The 23,443-nt window shown below is 70.6% G+C and carries 23 protein-coding genes; 9 read left to right on the top strand and 14 right to left on the bottom strand.

The genetic code is table 11. The annotated features are described in order from the left end of the window. Positions 1-75 precede the first annotated feature (75 nt). A complete protein-coding gene (locus tag GRC12_RS17170; RefSeq protein WP_208780166.1) occupies positions 76-681 on the top strand; it encodes a rhomboid family intramembrane serine protease in 606 nt (201 codons plus the stop codon). Here the strand turns inward: GRC12_RS17170 and mqnP are convergent. Continuing rightward, on the bottom strand, positions 671-1,573 hold the full coding sequence (gene mqnP, locus GRC12_RS17165) for a menaquinone biosynthesis prenyltransferase MqnP (RefSeq protein WP_208780165.1): 903 nt from the start codon (positions 1,571-1,573) through the stop codon (positions 671-673). The genes GRC12_RS17170 and mqnP overlap by 11 nt on opposite strands. Further along, the gene (locus GRC12_RS17160) at positions 1,570-3,030 is read right to left on the bottom strand and encodes a menaquinone biosynthesis decarboxylase (RefSeq protein WP_208780164.1); all 1,461 of its coding nucleotides are present in this window, start codon (positions 3,028-3,030) and stop codon (positions 1,570-1,572) included. The genes mqnP and GRC12_RS17160 overlap by 4 nt, the downstream gene beginning before the upstream one ends. Before the next feature lie 77 nt (positions 3,031-3,107). Here GRC12_RS17160 and GRC12_RS17155 point away from each other — a divergent pair, with 77 nt between their 5' ends. From GRC12_RS17155 to GRC12_RS17145, 3 genes are all read left to right on the top strand, one after another. Next, positions 3,108-3,419, top strand: coding sequence for a PLD nuclease N-terminal domain-containing protein (locus tag GRC12_RS17155; protein ID WP_208780163.1), 312 nt, complete (start codon positions 3,108-3,110; stop codon positions 3,417-3,419). 141 nt (positions 3,420-3,560) lie between these two features. Continuing rightward, the gene (locus GRC12_RS17150) at positions 3,561-4,967 is read left to right on the top strand and encodes a purine-cytosine permease family protein (RefSeq protein WP_208780162.1); all 1,407 of its coding nucleotides are present in this window, start codon (positions 3,561-3,563) and stop codon (positions 4,965-4,967) included. 78 nt (positions 4,968-5,045) lie between these two features. Continuing rightward, entirely contained in the window at positions 5,046-5,264 is a 219-nt protein-coding gene (locus GRC12_RS17145) for a type II toxin-antitoxin system VapB family antitoxin (protein WP_208780161.1), read from the top strand. 314 nt (positions 5,265-5,578) lie between these two features. On the opposite strand, the gene GRC12_RS17140 is transcribed toward GRC12_RS17145, so the two are convergent. Beyond that, positions 5,579-6,838 carry a PucR family transcriptional regulator gene (locus GRC12_RS17140; protein WP_208780160.1) on the bottom strand — a complete coding sequence of 420 codons (1,260 nt, stop codon included), beginning with the start codon at positions 6,836-6,838 and terminating at the stop codon, positions 5,579-5,581. 100 nt (positions 6,839-6,938) lie between these two features. Between GRC12_RS17140 and GRC12_RS17135 the strand changes: the two genes are divergently transcribed. Both GRC12_RS17135 and GRC12_RS17130 read left to right on the top strand, forming a co-directional pair. Then, the gene (locus GRC12_RS17135; RefSeq protein ID WP_208780159.1) at positions 6,939-7,388 is read left to right on the top strand and encodes a nucleoside deaminase; all 450 of its coding nucleotides are present in this window, start codon (positions 6,939-6,941) and stop codon (positions 7,386-7,388) included. After that, positions 7,381-8,355: an isopenicillin N synthase family dioxygenase gene (locus GRC12_RS17130; RefSeq protein ID WP_208780158.1), complete on the top strand. Its 975-nt coding sequence runs from the start codon at positions 7,381-7,383 to the stop codon at positions 8,353-8,355. Before GRC12_RS17135 ends, GRC12_RS17130 begins: the two co-directional genes overlap by 8 nt. Positions 8,356-8,409: 54 nt before the next feature. On the opposite strand, the gene ccsB is transcribed toward GRC12_RS17130, so the two are convergent. From ccsB to hemL, 7 genes are all read right to left on the bottom strand, one after another. Continuing rightward, positions 8,410-9,513, bottom strand: a complete 1,104-nt coding sequence (ccsB, locus tag GRC12_RS17125) for a c-type cytochrome biogenesis protein CcsB (RefSeq protein ID WP_208780157.1) — start codon at positions 9,511-9,513, stop codon at positions 8,410-8,412. Next, entirely contained in the window at positions 9,510-11,273 is a 1,764-nt protein-coding gene (gene resB, locus GRC12_RS17120) for a cytochrome c biogenesis protein ResB (protein WP_208780156.1), read from the bottom strand. The genes ccsB and resB overlap by 4 nt, the downstream gene beginning before the upstream one ends. A gap of 3 nt (positions 11,274-11,276) precedes the next feature. Beyond that, entirely contained in the window at positions 11,277-12,047 is a 771-nt protein-coding gene (locus tag GRC12_RS17115; RefSeq protein ID WP_208780155.1) for a cytochrome c biogenesis CcdA family protein, read from the bottom strand. Between the two features lies 1 nt (position 12,048). Continuing rightward, positions 12,049-12,666, bottom strand: coding sequence for a TlpA family protein disulfide reductase (locus GRC12_RS17110; RefSeq protein WP_208780154.1), 618 nt, complete (start codon positions 12,664-12,666; stop codon positions 12,049-12,051). Between the two features lie 77 nt (positions 12,667-12,743). Continuing rightward, positions 12,744-14,027, bottom strand: a complete 1,284-nt coding sequence (locus GRC12_RS17105) for a hypothetical protein (protein WP_208780153.1) — start codon at positions 14,025-14,027, stop codon at positions 12,744-12,746. A gap of 179 nt (positions 14,028-14,206) precedes the next feature. Next, a complete protein-coding gene (locus GRC12_RS17100; protein WP_208780152.1) occupies positions 14,207-14,890 on the bottom strand; it encodes a histidine phosphatase family protein in 684 nt (227 codons plus the stop codon). Continuing rightward, positions 14,887-16,206 (bottom strand): glutamate-1-semialdehyde 2,1-aminomutase, encoded by a 1,320-nt coding sequence (gene hemL / locus GRC12_RS17095; RefSeq protein WP_208780151.1) that lies wholly within the window; start codon positions 16,204-16,206, stop codon positions 14,887-14,889. The genes GRC12_RS17100 and hemL overlap by 4 nt, the downstream gene beginning before the upstream one ends. Before the next feature lie 385 nt (positions 16,207-16,591). On the opposite strand from hemL, the gene GRC12_RS17090 reads away from it, so the two are divergent. Beyond that, on the top strand, positions 16,592-17,230 hold the full coding sequence (locus tag GRC12_RS17090; RefSeq protein ID WP_208780150.1) for a hypothetical protein: 639 nt from the start codon (positions 16,592-16,594) through the stop codon (positions 17,228-17,230). Positions 17,231-17,261: 31 nt separating this feature from the next. Here GRC12_RS17090 and GRC12_RS17085 read toward each other — a convergent pair whose 3' ends face one another. Next, the gene (locus tag GRC12_RS17085) at positions 17,262-18,113 is read right to left on the bottom strand and encodes a helix-turn-helix transcriptional regulator (RefSeq protein ID WP_208780149.1); all 852 of its coding nucleotides are present in this window, start codon (positions 18,111-18,113) and stop codon (positions 17,262-17,264) included. Positions 18,114-18,201: 88 nt separating this feature from the next. On the opposite strand from GRC12_RS17085, the gene GRC12_RS17080 reads away from it, so the two are divergent. Next, positions 18,202-19,047, top strand: coding sequence for an SDR family NAD(P)-dependent oxidoreductase (locus tag GRC12_RS17080; protein ID WP_208780148.1), 846 nt, complete (start codon positions 18,202-18,204; stop codon positions 19,045-19,047). Between the two features lie 103 nt (positions 19,048-19,150). Here the strand turns inward: GRC12_RS17080 and GRC12_RS17075 are convergent, their stop codons facing one another. Next, a complete protein-coding gene (locus GRC12_RS17075; protein ID WP_208780147.1) occupies positions 19,151-20,695 on the bottom strand; it encodes a hypothetical protein in 1,545 nt (514 codons plus the stop codon). Positions 20,696-20,889: 194 nt separating this feature from the next. On the opposite strand from GRC12_RS17075, the gene GRC12_RS17070 reads away from it, so the two are divergent. After that, positions 20,890-21,615: a GAF and ANTAR domain-containing protein gene (locus GRC12_RS17070; protein ID WP_208780176.1), complete on the top strand. Its 726-nt coding sequence runs from the start codon at positions 20,890-20,892 to the stop codon at positions 21,613-21,615. A gap of 152 nt (positions 21,616-21,767) precedes the next feature. Here GRC12_RS17070 and GRC12_RS17065 read toward each other — a convergent pair whose 3' ends face one another. Next, positions 21,768-22,376, bottom strand: coding sequence for a sigma-70 family RNA polymerase sigma factor (locus GRC12_RS17065; RefSeq protein WP_208780146.1), 609 nt, complete (start codon positions 22,374-22,376; stop codon positions 21,768-21,770). Between the two features lie 213 nt (positions 22,377-22,589). After that, a complete protein-coding gene (locus tag GRC12_RS17060) occupies positions 22,590-23,246 on the bottom strand; it encodes a hypothetical protein (RefSeq protein WP_208780145.1) in 657 nt (218 codons plus the stop codon). Between the last annotated feature and the right edge of the window lie 197 nt (positions 23,247-23,443).

Genomic DNA, 23,443 nt, shown 5'->3' with positions numbered 1-23,443 from the left:
GTGGGAACCGGTCGAGGGGGCTCGGCCGTTGTTCTTAAGGACCCTCTAGGGTCGGGCGGATCGTTGGGGGACGGCATGTCGGGTACGGAGCTCGAGTGGTCGCGGGGTGAGCGGGCGAAGGCCGCGGCCAAGCTGATGGTGGGCTGGGTCGCCCTGCTGTGGCTGCTGGAAGTGGTCGACGTGGTCAGCGGCCACGCGCTCGACGGTCTCGGCATCATGCCGCGCCGGGTATCCGAGCTGGTGGACATCGTCCCGGCCGCGTTCATCCACTTCGGCTTCGCCCATGTGGCCGCCAACAGCGTGCCGCTGCTGGTCATGGGCTTCCTCGCGGCGCTCGGCGGACTGCGCCGGTTCGCCGCCCTCTGCCTCGTCATCATCGTCGCCGACGGACTGGGCGTGTGGCTCATAGCACCGGACCACACCAACACCGCGGGCGCGTCCGGCCTGATCTTCGGCCTGTTCGGCTACCTGTTGGTCAGCGGCTTCGTGGAGCGCCGCCCGCTGGGCGTCCTGGTGGGCCTGCTGATCGGCGCCGTCTGGGGCACGTCGATCCTCCTGGGCCTGTCCCCCCTGCAGACGGGCGTCAGCTGGCAGGCCCACCTGATAGGCCTGGCGACGGGAGTCGGGACGGCGTTCTGGTTCCGGCGCCGCCCCGCCTCGCCGCCCGCGCTCACACGGTGAGGCCCCGCACCAGCAGATCCAGCAGCGCGCACACGAACAGGGCGATGCCGATGAAGCCGTTGACGCTGAAGAAAGCGCGGTTGAGGCGGGACAGGTCGTGGGGCCGCACGATCGAGTGCTCGTAGACGAAGGCGCCCGCGACGATCATCAGACCGACCCAGAAGAACCCGCCGGCGTCGGTCACCACGGCGTACCAGACGAGCAGGGACATGGTCAGCAGGTGGCACACCCGCGCGCCCCGGATGGCCGCCGGGATGCCGAAGCGGGCCGGGACCGACATGACGCCGATCTCGCGGTCGGTCTCGACGTCCTGGCAGGCGTAGATCAGATCGAACCCGCCGATCCAGATGCCCACGGCGAGGCCGAGGATCACCGCGTGCCAGTTCCACTCGCCGGTGATGGCGAGCCAGCCGCCGATCGGGCCCATGGCCTGGGCGAGCCCCAGGATGGCCTGCGGGAAGTTCGTGAACCGCTTGCCGTAGGGGTAGACGACCATCGGGACGACCGCGACCGGCGCCAGCGCCAGGCAGAGCGGATTGAGCAGCGCCGCCGAGCCGAGGAAGACCACGACCGCGATGAGGGCACCGGTCCAGGCGTGCTTCACCGACATCGCACCGGTGACCAGCTCGCGGTGGGCCGTGCGCGGGTTCCGGGCGTCGATCTCCCGGTCGATGATCCGGTTCACGGCCATGGCGAACGTCCGCAGACCCACCATGCAGACGGTGACCAGGAGCAGCCGCCCCCAGTGGATGTTCTTGTCCCACTCGTACATCGCGGTGAGCGCGGCGATGTACGCGAAGGGCAGGGCGAACACCGAGTGCTCGATCATCACCAGGCGCAGAAACGCCTTGGTGCGTCCTGGCTGTGGGATCGCGGCGGAGGCGCTGCTCATGAAAGGCCGTACTCCTTCCAGCGGCGGTCGACCTTCGCCGCCGTATCCGGGTCGGACAGGACCATGTCGGGCCAGCCGCCGTCGCGGGTGTAGCCCTCCTCGGGCCACTTCTTCGTCGCGTCGATGCCCGCCTTGCCACCCCAGAACTGCTGGTAGGAGGCGTGGTCGAGATGGTCGACGGGGCCTTCGACGACGCTGAGGTCGCGGGCGTAGTCGGTGTTGCCGAGCGCCCGCCACGCGACCTCGTGCAGGTCGTGGACGTCGCAGTCGGAGTCGACGACCACGATCAGCTTCGTCAGGGACATCATGTGTGCCCCCCAGATCGCGTGCATGACCTTCTGGGCGTGCTTGGGGTACTTCTTGTCGATCGAGACGATCGCGCAGTTGTGGAAGCCGCCCGCCTCGGGCAGGTGGTAGTCCACGATGTCCGGGACGATGATCTTCAGCAGGGGGAGGAAGAACCGTTCGGTCGCACGGCCGAGGGGTCCGTCCTCCGTCGGGGGCCGGCCTACGACGATCGACTGCAGCAGCGGCCGCTTCCGCATCGTCACGCAGTCGATCCTCAACGCGGGGAACGGTTCCTGCGGGGTGTAGAAGCCGGTGTGGTCGCCGAAGGGGCCCTCGGGGAGCATCTCGCCGGGCTCCAGCCAGCCCTCGATCACGACCTCCGCCTGCGCCGGCACCTGCAGCGGCACGGTCTTGCAGTCCACCATCTCGATCCGCTTGCCGGCGATGAACCCGGCGAACAGGTACTCGTCGATGTCACCGGGCAGGGGCGCGGTGGAGGCGTACGTCACCGCGGGCGGGCAGCCGAAGGCGATCGCGACCGGCAGCCGCTCGCCGCGCCGCGCCGCGACCTGGTAGTGGTTGCGGCTGTCCTTGTGGATCTGCCAGTGCATGCCGATGGTGCGCTTGTCGTGCCGCTGGAGCCGGTACAGGCCGAGGTTGCGGATCCCGGACTCCGGGTCCTTGGTGTGGGTGAGGCCCAGGTTGAAGAAGGAGCCGCCGTCCTTGGGCCAGGTGAACAGCGCGGGCAGCCGGTCGAGATCGACGTCGTCCCCGGTGAGGACGACCTCCTGCACCGGCGCGTTGTCGGACTTCACCTTCTTCGGCGGTACGTGCGTCATCGCGCCGAGCTTGCCGAAGGCCTCGCGCACCCCGACGAACCCGTGCGGCAGTTCGGGCCGCAGCAGACCGCCGATCTTCTCGCTGATCTCGCCGTACGACTTCAGGCCCAGGGCCTTCAGCAGCCGCCGGTCGGTGCCGAAGACATTCATCGCGAGGGGCATGGCGGAGCCCTTCACGTTCTCGAAGAGCAGCGCGGGGCCGCCTGCCTTCTGCACCCGGTCGACGATCTCCCCGACCTCCAGGTAGGGGTCGACCTCGACCTTGACGCGCTTGAGGTCGCCCTCGCGTTCCAGGGCCCTGAGCAGGGAGCGAAGATCGTCGTAAGCCATGGGTCCCAGTATCGGCCACCCGCTACCCTGGCCCCGTCACCGGGGCCGACTCACCACCGCTGGGAGAGCACGCGAGCATGCTGAGGTATCTGCCGTTCCTTCTGGTGCTGGCCCTGTGGATCTACGCCTTCGTGGACTGTCTGAACACTCCCGAGGAGGAGGTGCGCGGACTGCCCAAGGTGGCCTGGGTGATCGTCATCCTGCTGTTCGGTGAGGTGCTGGTCGGGCCGGTGGCCTGGCTGATCGCCGGAAAGTCCCGGTCGGCCGCGACCGGGTCCGCGGGGCCCGCCGCGCCGGGGCGCTGGATCGCGCCGGACGACAACCCCGACTTCCTGAAGTCCCTGGACGACACCAAGGGCGACAAGGACACGGACAAGAACAAGGAGTGAGCCGCCGCGGCGGCGGGACCGCCCTGGCGGCGGGGACCGCACTCACGGCGTCGGGCCGTACAAGGTGTACGTCGCCGCAGCCCCCGAAGCGGACAGTGCGCCCCTGGGCCCGGACCGGTCGGAACCGGACACTTGGCTCGTATGACGACTGCTCCTGCCGACTCCGCCGGCACCCTCGCCCCCGCCTACGGTGACAAGGTCATCGCCGTCGAAACGGCGGGCTCCGAGCCCATCCCCGACGCAGAGCGGCACGGCAGCCCGCTCCAGCTGCTGTGGACGTGGGCCTCACCGAACATCGAGTTCGCGACCGTCTACATCGGTGTGATCGCGGTCCTCTTCTTCGGGCTGAGCTTCTGGCAGGCCACGGCCGCCATCGTGCTCGGCACCGCGGTCGGCGCGATCACCCAGGGCGTGCTGTCGCTGGACGGGCCCCGGTTCGGGGTGCCGCAGATGGTGATCGGCCGCCTCTCCTTCGGCTACTTCGGCAACATCCTGCCCTCGGCGGCCAACGGCCTGGTCGCCGGTGTCGGCTGGTTCGCGGTGAACAGCGTGAGCGCGGCCTTCGCACTCAACACGCTGACGGGTCTGCGCCCGCTGCCGTCCCTGTTCCTCGTGGTCGTGGCCGAGATCCTCATCGGCTTCATCGGCCACAACTTCGTCCACACCTTCGAGAAGTACGCCTTCCCCGCGCTGGCGGTGATCTTCCTGCTGGCCGGCGTGTGGACCTTCAAGGACGCCGACCTCGGCGGGGGCGGCACCGGCGGCGGGATCGGCGGTTTCCTGCTCGCGTTCAGCGCGGCATGGGGTTACGCGGCGGGCTGGAACCCGTACGCCACGGACTACTCCCGCTACCTGCCCCGCACCGCGAACAAGATGAAGACGGTCCTCTACCCGGCCGTCGGCCTGTTCGTGTCCGTCGCCGTGGTGGCGGTCATCGGCGCGGCCTCCGCGACGCTCGTGGCCCCGAAGGACGCCACCCCGACGGCCGCCTTCACCGGCCATCTGCCGGGCTGGCTGGGCGACCTGGTGCTCATCGCGATCATCCTCGGCGGCATCTCGGCGAACGCCCTCAATGTGTACTCCGGGGCCATCTCCATCGCGTCCTTCGGCCTGAACCTCCCCACCTGGCTCAGCCGTGGGGTGCTGGTCGTGGTGTCGGGCGTGGCCGGTACGGCGGCGGCGTGGGCGTCACTGGACGACGCGGGTGCGGCGTACGAGGCGTTCCTGCTGGTGATCGCGTACTGGGTGGCGCCGTGGCTCGGGGTCGTCCTGACCGAGCGCTGGCTGCAGGGCCGGACGGCGACGGACGAGGCCCTGGCGGCCCGCCTGAGGGACCGCGCCTTCACCAACTGGCCCGGCCTGGCGGCCCTCTTGATCGGCGTCGCGGTCTCGGTCCCCCTCTTCTCCAACCAGGAGGACTACGTCGGCTACGTCCCCAAGCACTGGCCGTCCTTCGGCGACATCACCCCGGTCGTCGGCTTCGTGGTGAGCGCGGCGCTGTACGCGGTGCTGCGGAGCCGGGGCCGGCGCACGAGCGCGGCGGCCTGAGCGGGCCGACGGGGCAGGGCCTCCACACGTTGATATACAGGCATTGCGCTGTATATCAACGTGGCCTCGGGAGGCCGTGTGTCCAGGATCCTGGTCGACATCGACGACGACATACTGGCGTTCGCCCAGCGGCAGCTCGGCACCAAGACGAAGCGGGACACCATCAACCGCGCCCTGACCATAGCGGCCGCGATCAGCGCGGACGACCGGGCACGGGCACTGCGCTGGCTGCGGGAGAACTCGGAGGACTACCTCGACTTCGAGGCCCTCGAGGCGCTCGAGCGTTCAGGACAGTGACGTATCTGGCCGACACCTCGGCGGTCCGGCGCCTTCCGCGCGGGCAGATCACATCCCCGTGGCCCAAACACGTCGGCAACTGGCCATCTGCCCGCCAGTCGAGGCTGAGTTGATGCACGGGGTACGCGCGGAGCACGACCACGAGCACCTTCGGCTGGGTACCCGCCCCCGACGACGTCTGGCCGAAGATCATCGCCGTCCAGCGAGAGCTGCTGAAGATCGGCCATCACCGGGGCCCGTCACCCATCGACATCCTGATCGCTCTGACCGCCGGACGTGGGCGGCGACCACGGCCCGAGCCCGCACACCTTCCGTCAAGCCACCGTCCGCAGCCCCCGTACCTGAGTCGCCCCCATCCCCCGGACCACCCGGTGTGCGCAGGCCGCCTGCAGCAACTCGCCCAGGAGGTCGGGGTCGTCGATCTCCAGGCCGAGCAACGACTCGATGCGCTCCAGGCGTTGGTAGAGGGACTGGCGGCCGATGTGCAGCAACGACGCCGTGCGCGTCGGCGAGCAGCCGTGCCGCAGATGCACCTCCAACGTGCGCACCAGGTCGCTGGGATGCGCCGCCTCCCACGCCAACAGCGGCCCCAACGTGTGCTGCACCAACCGGGCGAGCCGGTCCCGGTTGGTGTCCACACCGCCGCGGGTCAGCTCCCGCTCCAGGGCGAGCGCGCGGGCGGAGGTCACCAACGGGCCGTCGGGGACGGAGGGTTCGGCGGCCGGCACGGTCAGCGCCAGTTCCAGCGTCGTACGAGCCGCGCGCAGGGTGTCGCTCCAGCGCAGCCAGCCACCGCCCGCGTCCACGGCATGCCCGACGGCGACGGTGAGACCGGGGTCAGCGGCGGCACGGAAGGCGTCCTGGACCGCGCGGATCGGGTCGCCGGTTGCGGCGGTGGGCAGCGCGAGCAGGGCCAGCACGTCGCCCGGGAAGGCCGCCCGCAGCACCGCGGCCCCGCTCAGCAGCCGTACGGCCCGGTCCACCGCGCCGGTCTCCCGGGTCCCGTGCACGGACACCCCGATCAGCCGTGCCCCCGGCCCCGGATGGAACCCGGCGAGGGCCGAACGGGCCTCCACCTCGGGCTGGTTGAGGGCCGCCCGGTCGGCGAGGTCGGCGAGCAGTGCGGCCGTGTGGTCGTCGCCCCAGGGCCGTACCACCGACCGCCCGGACAGCCCGCGCGCGACGATCGCCCGGTTGGCCGCCTCGGTGATCCGCACGAAGGGCACGACCCGGTGCAGGGCCAGCAGGGGCAGGCCGAGACGGTCGGCCTCGTCGACGACCTCGGCGGGCATGTGGGGCAGGGAGCGGCCGATCTCCACCGCCAGCCCCGCCGCCCCGCGCGCGGCCAGCTCACGGACGTACCGCCGCCGTACCTCCTCGTCGGCGTCGGTGAGTCCGAAGCCATTGGTGAGCAGCAATTCGCCGCCGTCGAGGAAGTTGGCGCCCTCGTAGACCTCGCTGGAGTGGACCCAGCGCACGGGGCGGTCGAGGGCGGTCCGTCCGGTCAGCAGGCGGGGCTCGGAGGCGCGTACGGGATCGAGGTCCAGGACTTCGCGGAGCGTGAGGGCGGCCACGGGCACCTCCTGGGCGTGGACAGTTCGTCCGGCGGCGGGTTGCCCGGAGAGTACTTTCCGCACGTTGCCCTCGTGTTTCGGCCACAGGAGAGTGGAACGTATGGATCAGGCACAGGCACACACCTGGCTCGCCACCGCCGTCGCGGAGGCCCGCGCCGGGCTCGCGGAGGGCGGCATCCCGATCGGGGCCGCGCTCTACGGCGCCGACGGCACGCTGCTCGGGCGGGGCCACAACCGGCGCGTCCAGGACGACGACCCCTCCATGCACGCGGAGACGGCCGCGTTCCGGAACGCGGGACGGCAGCGGTCGTATCGCGGTACGACCATGGTCACCACCCTCTCGCCCTGCTGGTACTGCTCCGGACTGGTCCGGCAGTTCGGCATCTCCCGGGTCGTCGTCGGCGAGGCGGCGACCTTCCACGGCGGACACGACTGGCTGGCCGAGCACGGCGTGGAGATCGTGCTGCTCGACGACCCCGAGTGCATCGGCATGATGCGCGACTTCATCAAGAACCATCCGGCTCTGTGGAATGAGGACATCGGTGAGTGACGCCCCTGCCCCGCGCATCCCGACCATCGATCTGCGGCCCTGGCTGGAGGGCGACGCGGACGCCCGCGCGGCCATCGCCCGTACCGTCGACGAGGCCCTGCAGAGCGCCGGGTTCCTGCTGGTGACGGGGCACGGGGTCGACCCTGCCCTGCGCTCGGGGATCCGGGAGGCGGCGCGGGCCTTCTTCACCCTGCCCGCAGGAGTCAAGCAGCCCTACGAGGCGAAGGTCGGCGGTCGCGGCTGGCTCGGGCCCGGCGCGGAGGCGAACGGCTACTCGGAGGGCACCGAGACCCCGCCCGACCTGAAGGAGTCGCTGACCTTCGCGACGCACGAGCCCTTCGAGGACCCGGTGATCAACGCGGAGTGGTACGCGCCCAACGTGTGGCCGGCGGAGGTGCCGCAGCTGCGGACGCTGTGCGCCGAGTACCTGGAGCGGATGGCGGAACTGGAGAAGCGGCTGCTGTCCCTGCTCGGCGAGGCGCTCGGCCTGGAGCGCGACTTCTTCTCCCGGCACATGGACCACCCGACGTACGGCTTCAACATCAACTGGTACCCGGGGACGGACGTCGTCGGCCAGCCGCAGCCGGGTCAGTTCCGCATCGGCCCGCACACCGACTTCGGGACGGTGACGATCCTGGACCGGCAGGCGGGCAAGGGCGGCCTGCAGGTCTGGACGGACGACGGCGGTTGGGAGGACGCGCCCTACGACCCGGACGCCTTCACCATCAACATCGGTGACCTGATGGCCCGCTGGACCGGCGACCGCTGGCGCTCGGGCCGGCACCGGGTCCTCCCGCCGCCGGCCGACGCCCCCTCCGAGGAGCTGATGTCCCTCGTCTACTTCGGCGAGTGCACCCCGGGGACGGTCGTGGAGTCCGTGCCGGCTCCGGTGGGACGGGTGGCGTACCCACCGGTCGACTCGCATGTGTACCTGCGGGAGAAGCTGGACTCGATCACGGTCGGCTGACCGGCTTCTCCCACCGCTGCGGCCACGGCCACGGCTGCCGCACGCCCGCCGCCGCTACACGCCCGCGTACGAGTGCTTGCCCGAGACGAAGATGTTGACGCCGTAGTAGTTGAAGAGCCAGCAGCCGAAGGCGATCAGGGCCAGGTAGGCGGCCTTGCGGCCCTTCCAGCCGGCGGTGGCGCGGGCGTGCAGGTAGCAGGCGTAGGCGACCCAGGTGATGAACGCCCAGGTCTCCTTGGGGTCCCAGCCCCAGTAGCGGCCCCAGGCGGACTCGGCCCAGATCGCGCCCGCGATGATCGTGAACGTCCACAGCGGGAAGACGGCCGCGTTGACGCGGTAGGAGAACTTGTCCAGCGAGGAGGATGCGGGCAGGCGCTCCAGGAACGAGGTGGCGAAGCGGCCGGGCGTGCCGCCGTTCTCCAGCTTGGTCTCGTAGGAGTCCTTGAAGAGGTACAGCAGCGTGCCGACCGCGCCCACGTAGAAGACCGCGCCGCACAGGATGGCGGTGGAGACGTGGATGTACAGCCAGTACGAGTGAAGGGCGGGAACCAACTGGTCGCTGGCGGTGTACAAGACAGTGACGGCGATGCCGAGATCGAGGAGGACCGTCGTGATCAGGAACAGGCCGAGCCAGCGGACGTTCTTCTTCAGCGCGAGCAGCGTGAGGTAGACGGTGACGGCCACCGCGGAGAACGTGATGTTGAACTCGTACATGTTGCCCCACGGCGCCCGCTCCACCGAGGCCGCGCGGGCGATCACGCCGCCGAGGTGGATGAGGTATGCGAGCACGCTGAGCGAGATGGCGATACGCCCGTAGAGGTCGCCCTGCTCGTCCCCGCCGTGCGCCCCGGGCCCGTCCGGCACGTCCCGGGCACCGGCCGCGGACCGTACGACGACCTTGGGCCGCTCCAGTACGGCGGTGCCGCCGGCCTTCTGCACGGTGACGGCCGGTGCCTTGCCCTTGGCGCCCTCCGCCTTGCCGGTGAGCGCGGCGGCCGTGCGGCCGACCCTGCTGCGGCTGCCGAAGAGCCATTCGGCGATGTAGGCGAAGAAGGCCAGGGTGTAGACGGCCATCGCGGAGTAGATCAGCGTGTTGCTGATGTTCGCGAGGTGTTCGTTGGTCGCGGTGGCCAACTCGGTTCCGGCGGAGAGAGTCACTTCTCAGCCCCTTCGGCAGGTACGACTTGGGGGTCGGGGGTGGTTGAGTCGTCTTGGTCTGGGGAGCCGGCACCGGGTTCGGCGTCGGAGTGGTCCTGGGAGTCCTCTTCGGGCTCGGGGGCACCGGGTGCCTGGTCGTAGAGGATTCCGGCGAGGTCGCCGAGCTCCTCCGGGACCTTCGCGGACTCGCTGCGGCCGAGACCGGCCATCTCGACGACCGTGACGCCGTCGGGGCCGGTCACCGCGCGCACCCAGACGCGGCGGCGCTGGATGAACAGGGAGGCGGCGAGACCGAAGATCGCGACGAGGGCGCCGGCGAGCGCCCAGTCGGTGCCGGGCTGCTGGACGATCTGGAAGTTCGCCCACTCCTTGGTGGTGTCGTAGGTGATCGACCCGGCGCCGTTCGGCAGCCGCATGGTCTCGCCGGGCTTCAGGTTCGCCCTGAGCTGCTGGCCCTTGGCGTCCTTGAACTCCTTCACATGCGACTTGTCGAGCTGGTACACGCTCTGCGGGATGCCGGAGTTGACCCCGAGGTCACCGTGGTACGGCGTCAGGTTGAGCACCGGGTTGAGCAGGGCGGGGAAGGTGGAGGCGGTCTCGCTGCCCTTGGTGTAGGTGGGCAGGAGGAACGCCGAGATGCCCAGCTGCTCGCTGACGCCCTGGGCGTTGCGGTAGCCGTCGAGGACCTTGACCACGCCGGTGGAGGTGACGTTGGAGTCGAGCGGAAGGAGGGGGACGGCGTCGCGGTAGACGACGTTGCCCTTGCCGTCGCGGACGGTGATGAGGGGTGCGTAGCCGTGGGCGGTGAGGTAGACCTTGGCGTCGCCGATGGACAGCGGTTCGTTGACCTTGACGAGCCTCTTCTTGTCCTTGCCGTAGGCGCCCTGGCTGTAGGTGACGGCGGCCTGGTAGGTGCGCGGGGTGCCCCGGTTGGGGCCGTTCGTCTCGTACGTGCCGGTGAACTTGTTCAGGCGGAAGCTGAACGGCACCAGATCGTCGGTGGTGAAGAGGTTGCCGGACTTGAAGTCGTCGTACTGGGTGGTGGTGTTGGAGAAACCGTCGCCCTCGACGATCAGCTTGTTGCCCTCGGACTTGTAGAGCTGGCCCCAGGCGAAGGCGATCAGCAGCACGATCAGGGCGATGTGGAAGGCGAGGTTGCCGACCTCGCGCAGATAGCCCTTCTCGGCTGCGACGGCGTCACCGGCGAGGTGGGCGCGGAAGCGGCGCTTCTTGAGGAGGGCGAGCGCGGCCTCGCGGACCTGCTCGGGTTCGGTCTCGGTGCGCCAGGTCGTGTACGCGGGCAGCCGGGTCAGCCGCCTGGGGGCGCCCGGCGGGCGGCCGCGGAGCTGGCCGACGAACTGCCAGGTGCGCGGGATGATGCAGCCGATGAGGGAGACGAACAGCAGGATGTAGATCGCGGAGAACCACACCGAGCTGTAGACGTGGAAGAGGCCGAGCCTGTCGTAGACCGGCGCGAGGACGGTGTGCGCCTTGCGGAAGTCGGCGACCTTGGTGGCGTCGATGCCGGACTGCGGGATCAGCGAGCCGGGGATGGCGCCGAGGGAGAGGAGCAGGAGCAGCAGCAGCGCGACCCGCATGGAGGTCAGCTGCCGCCAGAACCAGCGGGCCCAGCCGATCACGCCCAGGGAGGGCAGGTTCGGCAGGTCCTCCCTGGGCGCGGTGGACAGCTGGGAGCCGGCGGCGCCGAGGTCCGGGTCCTCGGCCCGCTCGGTGGTCGTACCGGTTGTGGTCTTGCTCATCGATCAGATCCCCACGGTGAAGCCGGCGGACCAGGACTGCATGTCCTGCACGATTCGGTCCCAGGCGCCGGTGACGAGGAGCAGACCGGTCACGATCATCATCGTGCCGCCGATCCGCATCACCCAGACATAGTGGCGCTTGACCCAGCCGAAGGCGCCGAGCGCCTTGCGGAAGGCGACCGCGGCGAGCACGAAGGGCACGCCGAGGCCGAGGCAGTAGGCGACGGTCAGTATGGCGCCCCGTCCGGCGCTGGACTGCTGGGAGGACAGGGCCAGTACGGAGGCGAGCGTGGGTCCGATGCAGGGGGTCCAGCCGATGCCGAACAGGGCGCCCAGCACGGGGGCACCGGCGAGACCGGCCACGGGCCGCTTGTGGAAGCGGAACTCACGCTGGGTCATCCAGGGCATGAGGCCCATGAAGAAGACGCCCATGAGGATCATGAGCACGCCCAGCACCTTGGACAGGATGCCCTTGTTGTCCTGAAGGGTGTCGCCGAAGAAGCCGAACAGGGCGCCGCTGGAGACGAACACGGCGGTGAAGCCGAGCACGAACAGGGAGGCGCCGGCGACCATGCGTCCGCGCCGGGCCTCGGCGAGGTCGGTGCCGGTGACGCCGGTGACGTAGGAGAGGTAGCCGGGGACGAGCGGGAGGACGCACGGGGAGAAGAAGGAGACGAGTCCGCCGAGCAGCGCGATGGGCAGGGCGACCAGCAGGGCGCCGTTGAGCACCGTGCCGTTGTAGCCCGTCGCGGCGAGCGTGGTGACGGATGTCACGTCACTTCTCCGCGAGGACCGGGGCGATCATGCTGCGCAGCTTGTCCTCGCTGAGCGCGGCCAGCGAGCGGGCGGCGATCCCGCCCTCGCGGTCCAGGACGAGCGTGGAGGGCACCGCCTGCGGGTTGAGCGTGCCCTTCTTGAAGCGCAGCATCAGCTTGCCGGTGGGGTCGTAGAGGCTGGGGAAGGTGACGCCCATCTGCTTCTCGAAGGCGACCGCGTTCTGGACGCTGGTGTCGCGGGTGTTGATGCCGACGAACTGCACGCCCTTGGCCTTGAGGCTCTCGTAGACCTTCTCCAGGCCCGGCGCCTCGGCGCGGCAGGGCGCGCACCAGGAACCCCACACGTTCAGGACGACGACCTTGCCCTTGTAGGAGGCGACGTCGAGCTGCTGCCCGTTGACCGTCTTGCCGGACAGGTCGGGCGCGGCGGCGCGCTGCCCCTTCTTGGCGGTGGAGATGCCGTCCTTGCCCATGACGAAGTTGGTGTCACCGCCTCCGCCCGAGGTACCCCCGGAGCTGCACGCGGACAGGGTCAGCGCCGCGGCCGCGGCGGCTGCGGCGAGCAGGACGGCGCGGCTGCGGTTCGAGCGCAGGGGGACGTGGCTGGCGGCACTCATGTGAAAAGTTTCGCATGCCCGTTCCGGGGATCTTGCCCGCCCCCCTCACGGGCCTCTTGGGGCCAGGAAGCCGCACGTCAGGCGGCTTGTCCGGAGGGTGAGGGCGAGGAGGACGGGGTCGGCTGAAGGAACGCCTTCCAGCCGCCGGCGGGGCGCTGCCCGACGTCGAGCGTACGGAGCTTGGCGAGCACCTCCGGCTTCTGCACGTCCATCCAGTCGACGAACTGCCGGAAGGAGACCAGCCGTACGTCCGCGCCCTTCTCCTTCTCCCGGGCGATGTGCTTGAACGCCTCCTCGACGGCGTCCATGTAGATGCCGCCGTTCCAGTGCTCGAAGTGGTTGCCGATGAAGAAGGGCGCCCGGTTCGTCTCGTATGCCCGCTGGAAGCCGGATATGTACGCCTGCGCGGACTGGGTGCGCCAGGCCGGGTAGTTGTAGGCGGGCGCCTTGGTCGAGTTCAGCGACTGGTTGGCGAGCATGTTGTAGTCCATCGACAGGACCTCGAAGGACCGGCCGGGGAAGGGGATCTGCTGCAGCGGCAGGTCCCACACGCCCAGCTTCTTGTCCGGCCACACCTGCCGGCCGCCGGGCGAGGAGGCGTCGTAGCGCCAGCCGAGCGACCTGGCGGTGGGCAGCAGGTTGTTCTGGCCGAGCAGACAGGGTGTGCGGCCGCCGACCAGTTCCTTGTCGTAGTCGAAGGGGAGCGAGGGCAGGTCGGTCCAGCCGGTGTTGGTGCGCCACTGCTTCACGAACGCCTTGGCCTGCTGGATCTCGCTGCGCCACTGTGCGGGCGTCCAGTTGCCGACGGTGCCGTGGCCGGAGCAGAAGTGGCCGTTGAAATGGGTGCCGATCTCGTGGCCCTCGAGCCAGGCGCGGCGGATGTTGGTGAGCGTCGCCTTGACGTGCTCGTCGGTGAGGTAGCCGATGTCGGAGGCGCCGCGCGGGTTGTTCGGCGGGTCGTAGAGCCGCTTCTTCGACTCGGGCAGCAGGTAGAGCCCGGACAGGAAGAAGGTCATGGACGCGCCGTGCTGCTTGGCGAGGTCGAGGAAGCGCGGGAAGAGGCCGTTGCCGACCTCGCCTGCGCCGTCCCAGGAGAAGATGACGAACTGGGGCGGGGTCTGGCCGGGCTCCAGGGGCTCGGGCTTGGCCGGCTGATGGGGCTGCTTGCCGCTGAAGGAGGTCGAGCCGTCACCGATGGGCTTGGCCGGATGCGCCGTACTCCCGGACTTCTTGCCGCCCTTGGAACCCGAAGCGGGGTGCGGCCCGTCTGACGGTTTGAGGGTGCCGCAGCCGGCGAGTCCGGCGGCCGCCGCGGCTCCCGCGCCCAGCCCGAGCATTCCCCTGCGAGAGAGTGCGCGCATTCCAACCCCGATTCGTCATGTGCTCTGGTGGTCACCCCTTCAGAGGACACGACGAACGGGGAGGTTCCTCGCGATCACACTAATCCCGCAATAAATGTCACGAACGTGTCATAAGACACAAGATGAACATCCTGCGCGGGCTCAGGCGCTCCTGCGCGGGCAGGCGCTCCTGCGTCGGCTCAGGCGCCGAAGGCCTTGCTCTTCCCCTTCGCCGGCTTGGCGCCCGCGAGGAGATGAGCGGGCACCAGATCGCGGGCCGGCTCGGTGTAGCCGACGGACACGATCTTGTCACCCCGGTAGGTGAAGCTCGTCAGCGAGGCGAGGGTGCACTGCCGCTTGCGCGGGTCGTGCCACAGCCGCCGCCTCTCGACGTAGGAGCGCACGGTCCAGATCGGCAGCTGATGGCTGACCAGCACCGCCTCGTGCCCACGCGCCTGCTCCTTGGCGGCGTCCAGTGCCTGCATCATCCGTACGACGATGTCGACGTACGGCTCGCCCCAGGACGGCTTGAACGGGTTGACGAGGTACTTCCAGTTCTCCGGCTTCCTGAGCGCACCGTCGCCGACGCCGAAGGTCTTGCCCTGGAAGATGTTGTCGGCCTCGATGAGCCGCTCGTCGGAGGCGAGCGGGAGCCCGTGCGCCTTGGCGATCGGCGTGGCCGTCTCCTGCGCCCGCTCCAGCGGCGAGGCGCAGACGTACGTCACGTCCCGGGAGGCGAGGTGCTCGGCGACCCGGTCGGCCATCTGCCGTCCGAGTTCCGAGAGGTGGTACCCGGCGAGACGGCCGTAGAGGACCCCGTCCGGGTTGTCGACCTCGCCGTGCCGCATGAGGTGTACGACCGTGATGTCCTGCTGCTCGCTCATGCTGCTGTGGCCTCCGCCGCCGCTCGGGCCGCCGCCGGGAGGGCGTCGGCGATGCGCTGCACGGCCTGTTCGTCGTGGGCCGTGGACACGAACCAGGACTCGAAGGACGAGGGCGGGAGGTAGACGCCCTGCGCCAGCATCGAGTGGAAGAAGGCGGTGAAGCGGAAGGACTCCTGCGCCTTCGCGTCCTCGTAGTCACGCACCGAGCGGTCCGTGAAGAAGACGGAGAACATGTTGGAGGCGCTCTGCAGCCGGTGCGCCACGCCCTCCTTGGTGAGCGCCTCGGTGACCAGCGCCTGGATCTGCTCCGACACGGCGTTGACCTTGTCGTAGGCGGCGTCGTCGAGCAGGCGCAGCTGGGCGAGGCCGGCCGCGGTGGCGACCGGGTTCCCGGAGAGGGTGCCGGCCTGGTAGACGGGCCCGGCGGGGGCGAGGTGCTCCATGACGTCCTGCCGGCCGCCGAAGGCCGCGGCCGGGAAGCCGCCGCCCATGACCTTGCCGAAGGTCATCAGGTCGGGCCGGACGCCGTCGATGCCGTACCACCCGGCGCGACTCGTCCGGAACCCGGTCATGACCTCGTCGGAGATGAACAGCGCGCCGTTCTTCGCGCAGGCGTCCTTCAGCCCCTGGTTGAAGCCGGGCCGCGGCGGCACCACGCCCATGTTGCCGGGCGAGGCCTCGGTGATCACACAGGCGATCTCGCCCGGGTGCCGGTGGAAGGCCTCGTTCACGGCCTCCAGGTCGTTGTACGGCAGCACGATCGTGTCGCCGGCCTGGGCACCGGTGACGCCGGGGGTGTCGGGCAGCGCGAACGTGGCCACCCCGCTGCCGGCGGCGGCGAGCAGCGAGTCGACGTGACCGTGGTAACACCCGGCGAACTTGATCACCTTGGAGCGCCGGGTGAACCCGCGGGCGAGCCGGATGGCGCTCATGGTCGCCTCGGTCCCGCTGCTGACCAGCCGTACCTGCTCCACCGGCTCCACCCGGGCGACGATCTCCTCGGCGAGCGCGACCTCGCCCTCACCGGGCGTGCCGAAGGAGGTACCGCGCGAGACGGCGTCCTGGACGGCGGCGATGACCTCGGGGTGGGAGTGGCCGAGGATCATGGGCCCCCAGGAACACACGAGGTCAACGTAGTCCCGGCCGTCCGCGTCCGTCAGATACGCGCCCCGGCCCGACACCATGAACCGGGGCGTGCCGCCCACGGCCCGGAAGGCGCGCACCGGGGAGTTCACGCCGCCGGGCGTGACGGCGGCCGCGCGGTCGAACAGCGCCTGCGACTCGGGGGCTTCGTATGGATATGGCAGTTCGCTCATGACCTGCGGCTTCTCCGACCTCTCGGGCTGGGCGGGCTCCGGTTGCCCGGTGACCTCCCCAGGGTAGGTCAGCGGGGCGCGGCGGCAGCGGGGCACCACCGCCCTCCCGCTGCTGACCCGGGGAACAGTCGCGGCTCGACGTGATCTGCGAAACTGGGACCTGATACACACACCTCGAACGGCTCTGTCGTACGTATAGGAGTGCGTACGGATGTACGGCTGATGTACGACCGGGTGTACGGAGGCTTGTTCAGGGGCTGCGAAGATCCTGCGGACAGGTGTTTCAACGCACGTTTCGGCGGGCGGCCGTGGGGGAGGTCACTGACACGATGATCGGGTTGCGCGGCGGGGGCCACGCGTCCTAGAAAAGCAGTCGGGTGGAGATATGCATCGCGGTGGCGGACTGGGCGAGGGGACTGACGACCTGGGTCCTCGACGGGCCCAGCGGGGAAGGCACCGACGCGAGGCGGAGGAAGCTACCGAGAGACGTCAGGGACAGGGTGTACCGAGTGAGCCCGAACCGTTCGACCGGCGGACCGACCGCCGGCTCGACCGGCTGCGGGCGGGGAGCAGGAATGGTGGTCGGGTGGGGGTGACGTACAAGTACTTCGGCGCGCCGGACGGCGCGACCGCGGCCCGCGTCCCGATCTCGATGCGCCCCGAGGAACTCGGCGGCGACGAGCTCGGCATGAACGGCATGTTCACGAAGATCAAGCCGGAGACGATGGCGGCGATGGTCCTCACGGGCATAGAAGGCGTGCCCCTGCACAAGGTCCCGCCCCTGGAACTGGTCGTCCTGCACCCCGACTACGCCGTGGTCAAGCTCCCCATGACGGTCGTCGACCCCCTCCGCGGCATCGGCGAGGAGGCGGTGGGCGCGGCGGCCTTCATCTGGTCGACGGTCCCGGACCGCGGCGGCCCGCGGGACGCGTTCAACGTGTACCAACTGCTCCACGAGTGGCAGGACTTCAGCCATCGGCTGCATGAGGCGGGGCATCAGCCGTACTGCTTGGTGTGGCCCTGAGCCGCGGTTCGCGGGGCTCGGGGAGTAGCCGTCAGGCCGAGTAGTGGGTGGCCTCGGTTCCCAGGACGTTCAGCAGGTCCAGGGCCTCGGCGCTGCGGGATCCCGGTGGTGCCGTGTAGAGCACGAGGTACTGGTCGCGGTCGGTGAGGCTGAGCGTGTCGCAGTCGACGGTGACCTCGCCGACCGTCGGATGGCGGAAGGTCTTGGTGAGCATCGGCGCGGCCTGTACGTCGTGCCGCTCCCAGAGCCGTGCGAAGTCGGGACTGCCGGTGCGCAGTTCGTCGACCAGGCCGGTCACGTCCGGATCCGTCGGGTAGCGGGCGACGGCGGCGCGGAGCTGCGTGACCACGTGATGCCGGAACTCGGCTTCGTCGGAGATCCCGTACAGCGTGGCTCCGTCCCGTGTCGGCGCGAGGAACACACGGCGCGCGAGATTGCGGTCCCTGGGGGCGAGCGGTGCGAAGTCCTCCATGAGCGCGGCCGCGAGGTCGTTCCACGCGAGGACTTCGAACGCGGTGGACATCACGAAGGCGGCCGTCTGCGGGAGCCGTTCGAGCAGCGCGAGGATGCTCGGGCGGACGTCGCGCCGGTGCAGTCCGGTGCGGCTGGGCGCGGTCCCCGCGAGGGTGTGGAGGTGGTCGGACTCGGCGTCGGTGAGCCGTAGCGCGCCCGCGATCCCGGCGAGGACCTCGGCCGACGGTCGCGGCGCCCTGCCCTGTTCGAGCCGGACGTAGTACTCGGTGGAGATGTGCGCGAGGACCGCGACCTCCTCACGGCGCAGACCGGGGGTGCGGCGCCGGGGTCCGCTGGGCAGGCCGACGTCCTGCGGGCACAGCCGCTCGCGGCGGCTGCGGAGGAACGCCCCGAGTTCCTGTTTGTCCATAGGACCAGTGTGCGCCCGGCGCGGCGGTCGGATCCTGGTACAGCCTGTGCCTGTATCCGGCCGGCGGGCGACCGGACGCTTGGGTGTCATGACGAACACCACGAACGCTGCGAACAACACGAACGCTACGAACGCTACGAACAACACGAACACCGCAAACAGCGCACACACCGCACCCCTCGGCCTGCTCACCGGCAAGGTCGTGTTCATCACCGGCGCCAGCCGAGGCATCGGGGCGGCCGCCGCCCGGCTCTTCGCCGCCGAGGGCGCCGCCGTCGTGCTCGCCGCCCGCGGCACCGACGCCCTGGAGCGGATCGTCAAGGAGATCCGCGCCGAAGGCGGTACCGCCGACGCCGTCACCCTGGACCTCGCCGATCCCGCGAGCATCCGCGCCGCGGTCGACCGGGTCGGGGAACTGCACGGGCGCCTCGACGGCGCCTTCAACAACGGCGCGGTGATCCAGCAGCCGGGCCCGCTCGACACCACCAGCGACGAGGACATCGACGCGCAGTTCGCCGTGAACTTCCGCTCGCACTGGACCGCCATGAACGCGGAGGCAGCGCTCATGCGCCGCTCCGGCGGCGGGGCGATCGTCAACACCTCCAGCATCGGCAGCCGCCGCGCCAACCCCGTCCTGCCCGCCTACGGCGCCATGAAGCGCGCGCTCAACAGCATCACCGAGACCGCGGCCAGGACCTGGGGCCCGGAAGGCATCCGCGTCAACGGCATCACCCCCGGCGGCACCGCCACCGAGATGATCGACGCCTGGGAGGCGGCGACCCCGGGCGTGGTCGAGGCCAACAACGCGGCCACCCCGCTGGGCCGCATGGCCGAGCCCCGCGAGGTGGCCGAGGCCGCCGCGTGGCTGCTCAGCGACCGCGCCTCCTACGTCAGCGGCGCCATCGTCCCCGTCGACGGCGGCGCCGGCGCCTGACGAGAGCGGCGGATGCCTCGGGCCGTCTCAGGCGCCGGCGCCTGACGAGAGCGGCCCGTGCCCCGGGCCGTCTCAGCCGATGGCGTACGCCCGGTACACCGTCTCAGCCGATGGCGTACGCCCGGTACACCGTCTCCACCGAGCTGTCCCCGGCTGCGTCCGTCACCTCGGAGCGCAGGGCGACGGCGCCGGAGGCCGGGTTGTGGACGGACGCCTGCCAGGCCGTGCCGGAGTGCGTCACGGTCGCCGCCTTCCAGGTCCTGCCGCCGTCGGCGGACGACCAGACCCGGACGGACTTGACGCTCACGCTGGTGAGCCTCGTGTCGGGCCCCTGGGACTCACGCCCGGGGGTCACGCCGACCGTCGTGGTGGTGTTCGGCGCGGCCTGGTTGCGGCCGTTCAGCCCGGTCGGCAGGAACCGGGTCAGGAAGACCGGCGCGACCCACGACCTGGCCGGGTCTGCCACCTTGAAGTGCCAGTCGAGGGTGACGCGCGAACTCAGCATGCCGGCGGGGAAGGTGATGCCCGGACGGTAGCGCCCGCCGTCGACGGTCAGGCGGTACCAGCCGGCCGAGCGGACGGGAGCGAAGAACTCGTCGTCGCTGTTGCGCCAGTCCGTCAGGGTCTGCTTCTTGACGGTGGTGGCCCCCTTGGACAGGACCACCGTCTCCTTCGTGACGTCCCCCGAACCACCGCCCACGTCGGGGTCGTTGACCAGGGCGTCCGGCCAGAAGGTGACGGACCGGCCCCCGAGCAGCGGAAGGTTGTGCGTCGGACCCCACACCGCCCGGCCGAAGGACTGCGTGACGCTCTGCCCCGCCGTCAGTGTCCGCAGCTTCGGGAAACCGCCGCCGACGTTCTCGCCGTTGCTCCCGCTGATGTCGTCGCGCGGCTGCCAGGTCCCGGGGGTCACATGGACGGTGGCGCCGTACGGGGCGTCGTCGTCGCGCACCCCGGCCATCAGGTCGGTCGTGCAGTCGTCGACCTTCGGCTCGGCCTGGAGCGCGGTGTAGACCTGGGTGCCCATCTCGGTTCCGCTGCGCACCGCGAAGTGCACGCTCGCCAGCTGGGACCGCTTGAACGACCCGCCGGGCGCGGCCGGGATGCCCTTGCTGTTCTTCACGGCGACGTAGCCGTCGTCGCCCGACCACTGCGCCAGGTACCCGAACTGCAGCAGCGGGGAGGAGTTGGGGATGGCGAAGAGGGACCCCTCGTCGTTCCAGCCGCCCGCGCTGAAGGCGGACGGCATGTCCACACCGGCGGCGCACACCTGCGCGCTGATCCGCGGCGGATCCGTCACGTCGGCGGGCGTGTCCAGGGACACCTTGACGGCCTTGCCCTTGCGGGCGTCCAGCGTCACCGCCTTGTTCCCCGACACCTGGACGACCTGCGCGCCGATGGTGTCGGTGCCCAGACCGTCCGGGGCGCTCTCGTAGATGTCGGTCATCGCCAGGTAGCGCCCCGACGGCAGGCCTAGCCGCTTCCCGGAACTGACGCTGTACGTCCGGCCGGACGGCACGGCGACGACCGTGACCGTCGTCGCGACCTTGGTGCCGTGCCGACCCAGCGTGGTCATGGTCAGTGAGGCCGACGCCGCCTGCGCGGACGCGGCGGACACGAAAAGCGGGACCAGCGCGGCCACGCCCACGACAGCGAGCGTTCTTCTTCGCACCATCATCCGTCGCACCAACATCAACTCCCCCTCGAGCCCCCGAAGTCGGCTCATCGTAGCCATGGCGCGGACATGGCAGACCCAAGGGAGGAGCCGCGCCTGATCAAGCTGTGACAAAGACGTGCCGGGTGCCCGAGGGTAGGGTGGGCGCACTCGTGTCGAGGTGGGTGATGGCGGTGGAGTGGCGGGAATTCGCCGAGGCGATGGCCCAGCTCGCACGGAACCTGCTCGCGCAGGAGTCGCTGCAGGGGACGCTGGACGAGATCGCGGCCTCGGCGGTGCGGCTGGTGGAGGGCTGCGACGCGGCCGGGATCCTGGCGATCCGCAAGGGCCGGGCGGTCACGCTGGCCTCCTGCGGGGAGCTGGTCGAGGCGTCCGACCGGCTGCAGGGCGAGCTGGCCGAGGGGCCGTGCTTCGACCTGGCCCGGCGCGCGAACGGCGCGGACGGGGAGCGGGTGTACCGCATCGCGGACCTCACCGAACCGCAGCCGACCTGGCCGCGGTTCGCCTCGGCGGCCCGTGATCTCGGCGTCGGCAGCATGACCGGGGTGCTGCTCTACACCCATGACGAGGACTTCGGCGCGCTGAACCTGTACTCCCACCGTCCGGGCGCCTTCGGCAAGGACATCGAGACCGCCGGCTGGCTGCTGGCCTCGCACGCCGCCGTGGCCCTGGCCGACGCCCGCACCATCGACCAGCTCGAGGACGCCATGAAGACCCGGCACGCCATCGGCGAGGCCATGGGCATCCTCATGGAACGCCACAAGCTCAGCGAGGACGACGCCTTCAACGTGCTGCGCCGCATCTCCCAGCACCACAACGTCAAGCTGCGCGACGTCGCCCAACGCGTCCGCGACGACAGAGGCGACACCCGAGGCGACCGCGGCGACCGGTGATCGCCCCCGCGGAGCCCTCTCACCGCGCCTTATTGCGATCTACTTGCAACAACTGCCTCAAAGCATCAGCATGATCCCTGACGGGGTCGGCCCGATCGTCTTCTCACCCGGCGACCGCCGGCCCGGCCGACCCCGTCAGGACCCGGCGCCGGTCAGACGGCCGCCGGCGCGGCCGGCTCCTCCAGCAGGTCGACCAGCGTCGCCCGGGCGCGCGCCACGCGGGAACGCACCGTACCGACCGGGCAGTCGCTGACCTCGGCGGCCTCCGCGTACGGCAGTCCGGCCAGCTGGGTGAGGACGAACGCCTCGCGACGCTCGTCCGGCAGCGCGGCCAGCAGATCCAGCAGCGCGACGCCGTCGTCGAAGCCGGGCAGGTCGCACGGCTGGGTGAGCTCGACGGCCAGTTGCCAGTCCGGTACGTCGGACAGCCGGGGCCGGGAGGCGGCGTAGCGGTAGCTGTCCATGACGGCCCGGCGGGCGATGGACAGCAGCCAGGAGCGCGCCGAGGAGCGGCCCTCGAAACGGTGGAGGCCGGCGAGGGCGCGCAGGAACGTGTCCTGGGCGAGGTCGTCCACGGCCTGCGGGTCGGCGCACAGATGGGCGACATAGCGCCGGACGTCTCGCTGCAGGGCACGCACGAACCGCTCGACGGCGTCGGAATCGCCGCCCCGGGCGGCGAGCGCCCAGGCCGTGATCGACTCGTCGAGCGCCGCCGTCCTGTCGTTCGAGGCGCGCGAGGTGGGCAGGGCAGGGGTCATCACCTGGTGTCCTTCTCGGATCCGTGATCCGGACCGGGGCGCGCGAGGGCGCGGACGGTCCGGTGAAGGGGGAGACGGCCTACGACGCGGTGGCGCCGGGGCACAGGAGCGCTACGGCGCGGTCGGCACCGGGGCGCCGCGGCGTTACGGGCGCCTGTGCGGTCGTACGGCCGTGGCCCGGGGCGCGCAGGGGCTGCCCCGGGGAGCCTGCTGTCCTCAGACGACAGCCGTCGCGGCGGGAGGACCCCGAGAGGTGATCGCGTGGACGAGAAGGAGCAGTCGCGGCGCCCGGTCCGAGCAGCGGCGCCGCGGGTGCGGACGCGGCCGTTCCGGTGTGACGGGCGGGACCAGGAACAGCCGCAGGGGCGCGGCCAGCCGTCCGGCGACGGCGCGCAGGATGCGGAAGGCGGCCCTCTCTCCGTACGCCAGCCACAGACCGCACAGCAGCGCGGCCATCAGGTGGGCGGCGAGCATGCCCAGCGAGGGCGAGCCGACGGCCGCGGTGTGGGACGTGGGGTGCATCGGCGCCGCGTCCATGGTGCTCATGTCCATGGTGCTCATGTCCATCGAGCCCATGCCGCTCATGTCCATGGCGGTCGCGGAACCGGATGTCCCGGTGGCCGACTGGGCGAGGGAGAACGCCTCGTGCAGGGCCGTCTGGGCGGCGACCACGACCGTCACGATCAGCGGCAGCCCGCGTTCACGCCCGGCCAGACACCAGCCGGCGACGCCCGTGGCCGCCGTACCGGCGCTCAGCGCCCACGCGGGCACATGGCTGCCGGACATCATGACGTGCCCCAGGGCGGCGAGCACCACGCACACGGCCGCGAACACCGCGGCCCGTACCGTGCGAGAACACCACCCTGCCGTCATGGCGCCTCATCCTCGCATCCGGGCGTCCCCCGTCAGGCGGAGGTACGGAAATCCACAGGGGACCACACTCAATCCACAGGCTGTGATCCCAACCACGGAATCGGGGGCATCCTGGTGTCCGTACGCGCGGACCGGGAGGTGCGGAATGCGGTGGTGGGCCGGGGTGTGGGTGGCGGCCGGGGTGGTCGCGCTGGTGG

The organism is Streptomyces griseorubiginosus (assembly GCF_017614965.1).
Classification (GTDB): Bacteria; Actinomycetota; Actinomycetes; order Streptomycetales; family Streptomycetaceae; genus Streptomyces; species Streptomyces griseorubiginosus_B.
Note: the sequence above shows the minus strand (reverse complement) of the source record. Positions and strands in the feature narration are given on the sequence as shown.

Coding starts and splice junctions, on each gene's coding strand:
- GRC12_RS17170 (WP_208780166.1), top strand. CDS start 76: ATGTCGGGTACGGAGCTCGAGTGGTCGCGGGGTGAGCGGGCGAAGGCC.
- mqnP (WP_208780165.1), bottom strand. CDS start 1,573: ATGAGCAGCGCCTCCGCCGCGATCCCACAGCCAGGACGCACCAAGGCG.
- GRC12_RS17160 (WP_208780164.1), bottom strand. CDS start 3,030: ATGGCTTACGACGATCTTCGCTCCCTGCTCAGGGCCCTGGAACGCGAG.
- GRC12_RS17155 (WP_208780163.1), top strand. CDS start 3,108: ATGCTGAGGTATCTGCCGTTCCTTCTGGTGCTGGCCCTGTGGATCTAC.
- GRC12_RS17150 (WP_208780162.1), top strand. CDS start 3,561: ATGACGACTGCTCCTGCCGACTCCGCCGGCACCCTCGCCCCCGCCTAC.
- GRC12_RS17135 (WP_208780159.1), top strand. CDS start 6,939: ATGGATCAGGCACAGGCACACACCTGGCTCGCCACCGCCGTCGCGGAG.
- resB (WP_208780156.1), bottom strand. CDS start 11,273: ATGAGCAAGACCACAACCGGTACGACCACCGAGCGGGCCGAGGACCCG.
- GRC12_RS17110 (WP_208780154.1), bottom strand. CDS start 12,666: ATGAGTGCCGCCAGCCACGTCCCCCTGCGCTCGAACCGCAGCCGCGCC.
- GRC12_RS17105 (WP_208780153.1), bottom strand. CDS start 14,027: ATGCGCGCACTCTCTCGCAGGGGAATGCTCGGGCTGGGCGCGGGAGCC.
- GRC12_RS17100 (WP_208780152.1), bottom strand. CDS start 14,890: ATGAGCGAGCAGCAGGACATCACGGTCGTACACCTCATGCGGCACGGC.
- hemL (WP_208780151.1), bottom strand. CDS start 16,206: ATGAGCGAACTGCCATATCCATACGAAGCCCCCGAGTCGCAGGCGCTG.
- GRC12_RS17090 (WP_208780150.1), top strand. CDS start 16,592: ATGCATCGCGGTGGCGGACTGGGCGAGGGGACTGACGACCTGGGTCCT.
- GRC12_RS17085 (WP_208780149.1), bottom strand. CDS start 18,113: ATGGACAAACAGGAACTCGGGGCGTTCCTCCGCAGCCGCCGCGAGCGG.
- GRC12_RS17080 (WP_208780148.1), top strand. CDS start 18,202: ATGACGAACACCACGAACGCTGCGAACAACACGAACGCTACGAACGCT.
- GRC12_RS17070 (WP_208780176.1), top strand. CDS start 20,890: ATGGCGGTGGAGTGGCGGGAATTCGCCGAGGCGATGGCCCAGCTCGCA.
- GRC12_RS17060 (WP_208780145.1), bottom strand. CDS start 23,246: ATGACGGCAGGGTGGTGTTCTCGCACGGTACGGGCCGCGGTGTTCGCG.